The sequence below is a fragment of the Methanosarcina sp. UBA411 genome (assembly GCF_002495725.1).
Lineage (GTDB): Archaea > Halobacteriota > Methanosarcinia > Methanosarcinales > Methanosarcinaceae > Methanosarcina.
In genome coordinates this window covers 36196-47212 of record NZ_DAGK01000022.1, presented here as the reverse complement: position 1 = coordinate 47212, position 11017 = coordinate 36196, and the positions used below count along the sequence as shown (strand labels likewise).

Genomic DNA, 11017 nt, shown 5'->3' with positions numbered 1-11017 from the left:
GTGTATTTTCCTGCTTTGGAATATTTATGTGTTGGATTTTTGGCTGTTGACGATGTTCCATCTCCAAAATCCCATTTCCATGATGTGGGAGCTCCTGTGCTGGTATCCGTAAACACAACGTTTAGTGGTTCACTTCCTGATGTCGGAGAAGCCGAAAACTCAGCAACCGGTTTTGTTGCAGCTATTGTTACTGTTATGTAATTTGATTTTTTAACCGTGTTACTTCCAGCTGCATTTGTTGCTGTCAATGTTACTGTGTATTTTCCTGCTTTGGAATATTTATGTGTTGGATTCTGCAGGGTTGACGATGTTCCATCTCCAAAATCCCATTTCCATGAAGTAGGAGTTCCTGTGCTGGTATCCGTAAACACAACGTTTAATGGTGCTTTTCCTGATGTGACATCACTAGTGAAACTTGCAACCGGAGTTACTGGATTTTGTACTTGGGTAGTACCTATAAACTGCCCGAAGGCAGCCGGATCTTCTCCTACCTTCACCGTAGCTATAACTTTGTTTGTGGCGGTGTTAATTACGGATACAGTATTGCTTTCTTCATTTGCCACGTATACCCTTGTTCCCTCAGGGTTGATGGCAATTCCTAATGGGTAGCTTCCTACTTTTATAGTGGCTGTAACTTTGCTTGTGGCAGTATCAATCACAGAGACAGTGTTATCTCCATAGTTCGTTACATATGCCTTTGTTCCCGTCGGGTTGACTGCAACTCCCCACGGATAACTTCCTACAGTCACCGTGGCTGTAACCTTATTTGTTGCTGTGTCAATTACAGAGACGTTGTATTCGTTCGTCACATATATTTTTGTTCCATCTGGACTAACTGCAACTCCAGTAGGGAGATTTCCTACATTCACCGTGGCTGTAACTTTGTTTGTATCTGCGTTAATTACAGCGACATTGTTATCGAGGGTATTCACAACGTATACTTTTGTTCCATCTGGACTGACTGCAATTCCACAGGGATAATTTCCCACTTCTACCGTGGCTGTAACCTTGTTGGCTGCAGGGTCAATTACAGAGACAGTACCACTGCCCTCGTTCGCCACATATACCTTTGTTCCCTTAGGGTTGACTGCAACTCCCCAGGGATTAGATCCTACTTTTACCGTGGCTGTAACCTTGTTTGTAGCTGTATTAATTATAGAGACTGCGTCGCTGACATCGCTCGCGATATACACCTTTGTTCCATCCGGGCTAACTGCAACCCCGTAAGGGTTGTAGCCTACATTCACCGTGGCTTTAACAGTGTTACTTGAGGTGTCAATTACAGAGACAGTAGTACTGCCGCTATTCGTAATATATGCATATCTAGCCGTGTTCGAAGTACTTTGTGCAGTAGCTGCCGATGCAGTAGATAACATCAGAATTAAAACTAAAAAGATCGCTGCTGAAGCTAAAACTACTGAACACAATTTTTCATTTTTTTTCATCATCTGGCTCCGTTATATTTCGTCCTGGATTCAGCAGGTAAATCGTTTTTCCAAATATTTTTACCGACAGCGTTTTGTGGAACCTTAGATTTCATCCCGTACTAAGAAACTGCAAAAATGGTCCGCTGAATATTTCGATAATGAGATTTAGCCCATATGTTATCCAGTTTCAAATACAGTACGGATTTATCTAATTTCTGAAAAGCGCTATCCTGATACCTTCTTCATCTCAAGGGAAAATTTTCTAATCAAAAACACAATAATTCTATCACATATTTTGAAAGTCGAATAAATTTATTAAATATTTTTATGTTTGAATAATTTTTTTAATTTCAGCAAATATGTGATGCTTATTTTTTCCCGTACAGTTTGAAGATGATACCTTCATGAAAAATATCCAAATCCTAATGTCGACCTACCGAATACAGGTTTCGTTATCTAAAACTCAGTTCCAAAATCTAGGTGGTTTTTGTTTTTTGTTTACAGACTGAAGCGGAGTTTATGACAATCATGAAATCGGGATGTAGCTATAGATTCCATGTAGATCTAACAAAATTAACAAACATCAAATCTATTTTGTTCAATTTTGGCATTGTCCAATCTTAAAGTCTACCGTTGGTACTTATTTATACCGTATTCATATCCTCTAAGAAAGAACCGTTATAGGGGTTCTTGTTATAGAGATTGTATGTTAGGTCTTACATGCTAGGAAATTAGCTATTTTTGTTCCACGATCAATGATTCATTCTATCTTTCTCTATTTTATATTAAAATGTTTCGAATATTTGACTAAATAATTTAATTTTTAGTTACTTCTTTTATTTTATGTGGCTTTGTAATATCAAATAAACTTCGGTTTAATTTATACGAAAAACATGGGCTTCAGTCCTTTCTTTATTGTAAAAATCAAATTCAACTTTAAGATAAACCTTAGACATTAGCATGAAAAATGATACTCATTTGATTTTTCGAATCTTGACCGAGTACAAATATTAATGCATTTAATAAGTTGGGGTGTTGTTTTTTCTGTTAAATTACAAATTTTAAGAGATTTTCAAGTCAAAATTTGAGACATAAAAATAGGTTCATTTACGTAATACGAAAACTTGATGTCGGATTTATACTAAAATACTGCCAATCATAATTGCATATTTTGAGTAATTGTCTAAAAGTACTACATAAAAAATATTATTCTTCTTGGAATATCTATTGAAATTTCTTTAAAGTCTATTTTGATTCACAATTCCTGCTTCTTTTGAAGATATATTTTACATTCAATGCCTGTTTTATCTTTTCAATAAAGTTGTTGATATTTCTTTTTATTTTACATCTTCTCCAAAAATTATATTCTGCTACACTTTTTCAAGTCAAGTATATGCTTTAATTAATCTAGTAGTAATTAAAACAAGTAAATATTGTTACTAATTTTCCAATAGGAGTATATGTCTAAATTGATAATACTTTAATTGGAAGCACTGGAAGCACTAATTGAAAACTCCAAATATAAAAAAGTCGAGATGTTATGTAGTAACAGTCGATTGCCGAAAACCGCAAGCACAATGCCGACTCTCAAACCTGGTCATACAAGGCTAAAGGGTTGGTTTTGTCAGATTTGATCATTGATTCCACACGTCCTTTAGTCTTGATCTCTTTTATCGTTTTTCAATTTAAGGTATTCATTTTTTTGGATACTACAAAATATCCAGCCATAGTTTTAGTGTTACTGCCCTTAGCGTTCTTCACTGTTAAGCTGACAGTGTATTTTCCCGCTTTACTGTATGTTGTGCAGGACTCATAATTTGAGTACATTCCATCTGTTGAATATGTTTTCCATCGTGTTTGTTGAATCAGTTGTCAAGAGAGCCATATCCATATCCTTTCGCTACCCAATTCTCAACACTGTGATCAGATGGCCCCAATATGTTTGAACCTGATCCTACCATAATGTAAGGCGACACAGCCCACATAACGTTATCATGAACGTTAATTGACCCTCTTGCATTAAAATTTCCAATGCCTGCACTGCTGCTTGATCCTTTGAAATCATGCATGATATTATGATGGACATTCACATTCGTCAATGAATTTACCATCTCAACACAACACCAGCCAGATTCAGCACTACCTGAGAAGGTATTATGATCTACTTCAATGTTTGTGCAATTGTTTATCCTGACACCTGTATTGGTTTGAACCTCAACATCACAGTTATACATTCTGGAATCCTTAGTACCGGATAAGAATCCTACACCGTCGTGTCCTACGGAATGCATTCTGCAATTGTATACATCTATTCCAGAGCTTTTAGTGATTCTGACACCATCACTATACAGATATCGAGTGAATAAAATATCGTGTACTTTACAATCACTCGATGATCTGAATTGTATGCAGTTTCGATAGCCTCCATGACCTCCATCATTTGGTCCAGTTGCTGTACTTTTGAACTGAAGGTCACATACTTCAACGTTAGAAACACCTGATCCGAACACATATGCAGGCGATCTCACTGAGTTACAAACTGAACCGGTAGCATAGATTATTGTATTGTCGCCTGCACCTTTCAGTACCACATTAGATTTCAAAATTATAGGTGCACTTATCTGATAAGTGCCAGCACCAAGGATAACATATCCAGGGTTACTTGATGTTGCTCCTGATGCAACAGAATTAATTGCTTTATTAATTGCAGTCTGGGCATCTGGTTCAGACGTCGGATTTACAGTTATTGTATTTTGTGCGCCTAACGCAGCAGGTACGGTTGTTAAAATAAGGCATGTTACTAGTAATAGGGTTCCTATCTGTCTTTTTAGCATCATATCACCTTTGGGTTGGATTTGGAATTTGAGTAAACAAAGAATTCCATAGGGTTAGAGTCTATTTTTCCCAAAGGCACACACGGCCGTTAAACTAAGGCATGTTGTCAGGAATAGGGTTTCCTGCTTCATTTTTAACATCGTATCACCTTTGGATTGGGTTTAAAATTTAAGTAAACTCAAAAGCTCAGGATAATCGTATACTCTTTCCTAGATATTTTCTCAAAGTTCTATAATTGGAGGTGGGTTGGACATTAGAAGAGTTTGCTTCTATTTCTCAAAATCTGTTACTGGCCATAGGATGTTATTCTTCTGGTCGATACTTCCTGTTTCACTAACCACGGCCTCTAGCAAAGTTAACTTTTTTGAAAAGTTTTCATCTATCTGCTATTTTATTGCTAAGTTGGCATTTCAGGTTTATACAGGCTATATTATAAAATAGTATTTATTTTTCGGAAAAATTTTGAAAACAAGTAATGTAAAATATTAATAAGTTATTAGAGAAATCTAATTGTGGAAATAATTTAAATTTTAAGACAAGTACCAAACTTAATTGAACACTTCTGTTATTAACTTTAAAAATTCGAACTACAACAGTAAAACTTTTTAGAAATCGATAAAGAAAAATATTTTTGCTTTCCTTATCGTAACTGAAAAATTTATGAAAATAAATATGTTAATTCATAATCCATAATTATTTTTTAAACTTGTCTTAAAATTTAAATTATTTCCACAATTAGATAACGGGTAATATTAACATACTTCCAACGAGTAGATCTTAAAGAGACTGATTAATCTACACTTTCTCATTATTGATAAAAACAAAAAAATTAATGGAGAGTAGATAAAAGAAAAAGGACAGTTATCTGCCCCTTTTATTTCCGAAAATCACTTATGGGCAAATACGCCATAATTTCGTCTTTCTCTACCGCATCGATCCTACAAAAACCGAAGCTCTCGAACTATACGATCCTGTAAGTGTGTGCAGGACTCTTCTTAATATTGAATATGTTCCATCGTGTTTGTTGAATCAGTTGCCCAGAGAGCCGTATCCATATCCTTTCGCTACCCAGTTCTCAACACTGTGATCAGATGGTCCCAGTGTGTTTGAGCCTGATCCTACAGTAACGTAAGGTGACACGTTCCACATAACGTTATCATGAACTCTAATAGATCCGCTTGCATGAACATTTCCAATGCCTGCACTGCTGCTTGATCCTTTGAAATCATGCATGATATTATGATGGACATTCGTATTTGTCAGTGAATTTTCCAGCTCAACGCAGCACCAGCCAGATCCAGCATTACCTGAGAAGGTATTGTGATCCACTTCAATATTTGCGCAATTGTCTATCCTGACACCTGTATTGGTTTGAACCTCAACATCACAGTTATACATTCTGGAATCCTTAGTTCCGGATAAAAATGCTACACCATCATGTCCTACCGAATGCATTCTGCAATTATATACTTCTATTCCAGAACTTTTACTAACTCTGACACCATCACTGTACAGATAGCGAGTGAACAAAATATCGTGTACTTTACAATCACTCGATGATCTGAATTGTATGCAGTTTCGATAGTTTCCGTGCCCTCCGTCACTTGGTCCAGTTGCTGTACTTTTGAACTGAAGGTCACATACTTCAACGTTAGAAACACCTGACCCGAACACATATGCAGGCGATCCTTCGGAGTTACAAACTGAACCTGTGGCAAAGATTATTGTATCGTCGCCTGCCCCTTTCAGTACCACATTAGATTTCAAAATTATAGGTGCACTTATCTGATAAGTGCCAGCACCAAGGATAACATATCCAGGGTTGCTTGATGTTGCTCCTGATGCAACAGAATTAATTGCTTTATTAATTGCAGTCTGGGCATCTGATCCAGACGTCGGATTTACAGTTATTGTATTTTGTGCGCCTAACGCAGCAGGTACGGTTGTTAAAATAAGGCATGTTACTAGGAATAGGGTTCCTATCTGTCTTTTTAGCATCGTATCACCTTTGGGTTGGATTTGGAATTTGAGTAAACTCAAAAAAACCTTATAGGGACTAGTATATCTTCCCAAAAGCACATACGGCCGTTAAACTAAGACATGGTATCAGGAATAGGGTTTCCTGCTCTACTTTTAGCATCGTATCACCTTTGGGTTGGATTTGGAATCTGCGTAAACTCAAAAAACTATAAGATAGTTATATTTCTCCCAACAGTTGATACGGCTGTTAAAATAAGACATGGTTTCGGGAATAGGGTTTCCTGCTTTATTTTTAGCATCGTATCGCCTCTAGGTTGGAATTCGAATTTGAGCAACTCAAAAATTCCAGGATAATCGCATACTCTTTCCCAGATATTTCTCAAAATTCCATATTACGTACTCGTAATGTTTTTTCCGAACTATCTAATTAGGCCGAGTATATCAATATCTAATTATGCCGGGTCTATACGGTAATTCAAAGATTATTATTACGTCTGCGTAATATTTTTGAATCTATCTAATTCAGTTCTCTGCGATTTATGTGGGGCGGACACGTTGCACACAGAGTCTCACTCTCCAATCACATTATAGGGATTAGTCATTGGAGGTGGGGTCGGATATTAGAAGTTTTGGCTTCTATAAATCAAAACTTGCTATTGACCACAGGATAGCAGCCTTCTGGTCAATACTTCCATTAATTACGGTCTCTAATCAAGTCAACTCTCTTAATAAACTCTAATATCTCTGTTGTTTTATTGCTAAGTTGACATTTAAGATTTATCCCGATTATATTATAAAAATTTTGCCATTTTTGAGTAGATAATTTGGGAAATATGGTATATATTAAATCGAAAAGTAATTAGAAAATGACTAATTCTAATTGAACCATTCCTACTATTAAACTTCAAGGACTCAAAATTCGGCAGTAAATTTTTTTAGAAATAATAACAAATATTTTGCTTTCACAATTCTAATCTTTCACAATTCTAATAAATGAGGAGAATTATGAGGATAAGTATATTAATTCATAACCAGCAATTCTTTTTAGAGTTAATCTTAAAATTAAAATTATTTTCATAATTGGGTAATAGATAATATTAACATGTTTCAAATTCGGTAACATTAACATGCTTCAAAAGAATAGATCCTAAAGAAACTGTTAATCTACATTCTCTCATTAGTGGAAAAACAAAAAAGCTAAAGGAAAGTAGATATAAGAAAAAGGACAGTTCGTTTGCCCTCTTTCTTTCCAAGAATCACTTGTGGGCAAAATAAGCCACAACTTCTTCCTCACTTACAGCGTCGATCCTGCAAAAACCGAAGCGCTCAAACTGTACAATGTTGTCAAGTTCAGCTGCAATTCCTTGTTCACCGATACCGTTTAGATCACCTTCAGGGCCACGAACTTTCACATTTATTCCATCAAGTGGAGCCCAGTGTATAATTTTCGCTTTTGCTTTTTTAAGGGCTTCAAGAGAAACATCGGAGAGCTTTGCCTGAAGTGGGGAAAGAGAAGTAATCTCTATATTGCAGAAATCTTTTAAGCGGATAATAGAACCCACTTCTAGATTTTCAATATCCTCCGTGCAGACAAGCACCTTATTCCCTACGGCAATTTCCCTAAATCCTCTTTCATGGTCAGTAGGGTGAAGAGGAAGCTTAGCAACTGTCGGCTCTGCGTCTGTAATTTTCAATTCTACCGGACTCCAGACAAAGAAATAACGGTTTGCAATAGGATCTACAATTTTTCGGTTTTCGGCGTAGAGAGACTCCATACTTATGCTTACGTCCGTCATTCCGACTCCCATCTCGATCATGAACTTCTTGAGGGCTTCAGCCTGGATTCCACGGCGTCGGATTGCCCGGATTGTGGGAAGCCTCGGGTCGTCCCAGCCACTATATTCCCCTGCTTCTATGGCTTTTCTCAGGGTACTCGTGCTAAACTTTCCAAATTCATGGATCTTGACCCTACCCCAGTGAGTTGTCCTCGGGTATTTCCAGCCGAAGTATTTGTATATATAGCCCTGCCGCTTTTCACTGTCTATAAGGTCTTTACCCCGGATAATATGGGTCATGCCTAGCTCGTGGTCTTCGATTGCGCCTGCAAAATCCAGAAGCGGCCAGACAACATATTTATTCTCGATTTCAGGGCGCGGATGCGACATCTTTCTTATCCTGAAAGCTCCCCAGTCCCTCAACGCAGGGTCTTTGTGCTTTATATCGGTCTTGATCCTCAGCACCGCCTGCTGGTCTTCATATTCTCCGGCAAGCATTTTTTCCCAGTGCATGAGGTTTTCTTCAGGACTGGTATCCCTGTGAGGACAAGCCTGCTTTGCATCTTTAAATCTCTTGAAATCTTCTCCTTTACAGAAGCAGACATAAGCCTTGCCCATCTCGATAAGTTTTCTTGCGTAGTCGTAATATATAGGGAAGTGGTCAGAGGCATAGACAACCTGGTCAGGTACAACCCCGAGCCATTTGAAGTCATCGAGGTACCAGTCATAAGCCTCAAGCATAGGCCGCTTTATATCAGGATCGGTATCGTCAAAACGCAAGACAAATTTTCCGTTGTACATTTTCACGTATTCGGAGTTAACTACCATGCCTCTTGCACTGCCAAGGGTTGCGGGCCCGTTTGGATTCGGAGCAAAACGCATTACAACTTTGCCATTTTCTGCTCCTTCTAGGGGTTTTAAACCTTTGTCAGGCTCTTTTTTTACACTAAGGGCTTCGATAAGCTCAGGGGCAATTTCTGAGAGCTTTGCTTCCCAGGTTTCAGGGTTTCCCTTTGCAATCTCGGGAATAATATTTTCAAGAGCCTCAGATACTGCATTAGGATCGGATCTGAGTTGAGGGCATTCCCCCATTACTTTGCCCATTACAGCTTTAGGTTGGGGGGCTTTCCCGTATTTTACAGCATTTTGATAGGCGTATTTTTCAATTGTTTTAAGATCTTCAGGACTTAAGGTCATAGAAGCTTCTCCAAAAATAATCTGGATTGAGTGATTAAAAGCAAGTCTTTTTAAATAAGACTTGATCGAATATGTCGTGATGTTGTGATGTCGTGATCAACCGCAACAGTTGCGGTTGAGAAAAACATGTAAATAGGATTATAAAAAGTCACCGAAGCGTAGGAATTTTCGGCAAAAGCTGAAAAAAAGCTTTCTGAATAGCTTATCCTACATACGGAAATCTCATTTGGGAATGGAAGCTTCGATTTCCCGGATGCGGGATACTTTCTCATTGATTTTCTCAAGCTCAAGCTCAAAGTCTTCCAGGAATTTCGGGACTGCATCCCCGGGTACGGCACCCTGAGCCGAGGGCTTGATAAGGTTAGCCTGTTCAAGGACCCTGAGTGAGTAACGCACTTTATGGTTCTGCATTCCGGTAACTTCTGCAAGTTTCAGGATTCCAATAGGAGCTCCTTCAATCACTTTTTTGAGCACCAGAAGATGGCGCTCAGTAAGGTCAAGTTCGGTTACGATATTTCCAAGCAGCATCAGACAACCTCGTTTCTAAGTATTCCTATTCCCTGGATTTCAACTTCCACAATATCTCCACGCTGAAGTTCTCCAACCCCAGGGGGCGTCCCTGTGGCAATAACATCTCCAACTTCCAGGGTCATGATTTCGGTAATAAACTCAATAAGATAAGGAATGTCAAAAATAAGGTTTGAAGTGCTGGAAGCCTGCCTGGTTTCCCCATTTACCCTGCAGGCAATCTTTGCATCCGTAATATCAATCTCGTTGGGAAAAGCGAGATAAGGCCCGAAAGCTGCAAAGGTATCAAAACTCTTTGCCCTTGTCCACTGTCCATCTTTTTGTTGGAGATCCCGCGCGGTCACATCATTAAAGCAAGTATAACCCGCAATCACATCCACGGCCTTTGAGGCTGGGATATTCTTACATCGTTTGCCTATAACGATTGCAAGTTCGGCTTCATGTTCCACTCTGGAGCTTGATTCCGGATAAATTATCTTATCTTCATGCCCTATAGCAGCTGAAGGAGGCTTTAAAAAGAGAACAGGTTTTTCCGGGACTTTCATGTGTAGCTCTTCAGCATGATCCTTGTAGTTAAGGCCGACACATACGATTTTGGAGGGAGATGAAGGCGGCAGGATACGAAGTTCCGAAAGCTCATAGATCCCTGCGGAAGTCCCTCCTTTTGGATACACGTGTCCATTTTCGATTTCTCCATAAAAAACTTCATCTTTTGATCTGAACCTTCCAATCATATCTCAGTCTTCTCCTGCTTTCTGGGATGGTTTCGTCTGCTTTCCTTTATTTTTTAAAAGGATATATTCAAACTTAAATTTTAACTCTTCGCCCACTGGCATCCCGCATATATTTTCCAAGCTCGGAGTCAAAGAGCTGCTCACCTGAAAACACAGGCCCATCCTTGCAAACTCTCAATCCGGACCGGTCTATGCAGCACGCCCCGCAGACACCTATTCCACACTTAAAATAGCGGTGAAGGCTGAACTCGGATTTTTTAAGAGCCTTTCTTTCCTCAAGGAGCCTGAAAACCGAAGCCATCATTATTTCCGGCCCGCAGACTGCAATTCTATCATAAACCGAAAGATTGAGGCCATTGAGCACATCGGTCACAAAGCCCTTTGTCCCTTTTGAGCCATCATCCGTAGAAACGTAGACTTTCCCTGCTGCTGCAAAACGCTCTTCAAAAAGCAGATCGTCTGTACTCCGGGCTCCAAGAACCGTGTGTACCTCAGAACCTGCACTTCGGGCTGCTTCGGCATAAGGAGCAAGAGGAGCAGC

General features: G+C 38.8%; 7 protein-coding genes and 1 pseudogene. All 8 read right to left on the bottom strand.

Features of this window, described 5'->3' with window-relative positions; genetic code table 11:
• Positions 1-1445, bottom strand: a 1445-nt coding sequence (locus tag BP861_RS08520; protein ID WP_292374393.1) for a PKD domain-containing protein, incomplete at its 3' end; no start/stop codon positions are given.
• Between the two features lie 1662 nt (positions 1446-3107).
• Positions 3108-3254, bottom strand: coding sequence for a PKD domain-containing protein (locus tag BP861_RS16000; protein WP_349681009.1), 147 nt, complete (start codon positions 3252-3254; stop codon positions 3108-3110).
• A 38-nt stretch (positions 3255-3292) separates the two neighbouring features.
• Positions 3293-4264: a glycosyl hydrolase family 28-related protein gene (locus BP861_RS08515; RefSeq protein WP_292374391.1), complete on the bottom strand. Its 972-nt coding sequence runs from the start codon at positions 4262-4264 to the stop codon at positions 3293-3295.
• Positions 4265-5291: 1027 nt separating this feature from the next.
• On the bottom strand, positions 5292-6260 hold the full coding sequence (locus tag BP861_RS08510; RefSeq protein ID WP_292374389.1) for a right-handed parallel beta-helix repeat-containing protein: 969 nt from the start codon (positions 6258-6260) through the stop codon (positions 5292-5294).
• A 1238-nt stretch (positions 6261-7498) separates the two neighbouring features.
• Positions 7499-9214, bottom strand: a complete 1716-nt coding sequence (locus BP861_RS08505; protein WP_292374387.1) for a glutamate--tRNA ligase — start codon at positions 9212-9214, stop codon at positions 7499-7501.
• A gap of 222 nt (positions 9215-9436) precedes the next feature.
• Positions 9437-9742 (bottom strand): hypothetical protein, encoded by a 306-nt coding sequence (locus BP861_RS08500; RefSeq protein WP_292374385.1) that lies wholly within the window; start codon positions 9740-9742, stop codon positions 9437-9439.
• Positions 9742-10476: a fumarylacetoacetate hydrolase family protein gene (locus BP861_RS08495; protein ID WP_292374383.1), complete on the bottom strand. Its 735-nt coding sequence runs from the start codon at positions 10474-10476 to the stop codon at positions 9742-9744. The genes BP861_RS08500 and BP861_RS08495 overlap by 1 nt, the downstream gene beginning before the upstream one ends.
• A 73-nt stretch (positions 10477-10549) precedes the next feature.
• A pseudogene (locus tag BP861_RS08490) lies at positions 10550-11017 on the bottom strand (dihydroorotate dehydrogenase electron transfer subunit); the annotation flags it as partial.

Coding starts and splice junctions, on each gene's coding strand:
- BP861_RS16000 (WP_349681009.1), bottom strand. CDS start 3,254: ATGTACTCAAATTATGAGTCCTGCACAACATACAGTAAAGCGGGAAAA.
- BP861_RS08515 (WP_292374391.1), bottom strand. CDS start 4,264: ATGATGCTAAAAAGACAGATAGGAACCCTATTACTAGTAACATGCCTT.
- BP861_RS08510 (WP_292374389.1), bottom strand. CDS start 6,260: ATGCTAAAAAGACAGATAGGAACCCTATTCCTAGTAACATGCCTTATT.
- BP861_RS08505 (WP_292374387.1), bottom strand. CDS start 9,214: ATGACCTTAAGTCCTGAAGATCTTAAAACAATTGAAAAATACGCCTAT.
- BP861_RS08500 (WP_292374385.1), bottom strand. CDS start 9,742: ATGCTGCTTGGAAATATCGTAACCGAACTTGACCTTACTGAGCGCCAT.
- BP861_RS08495 (WP_292374383.1), bottom strand. CDS start 10,476: ATGATTGGAAGGTTCAGATCAAAAGATGAAGTTTTTTATGGAGAAATC.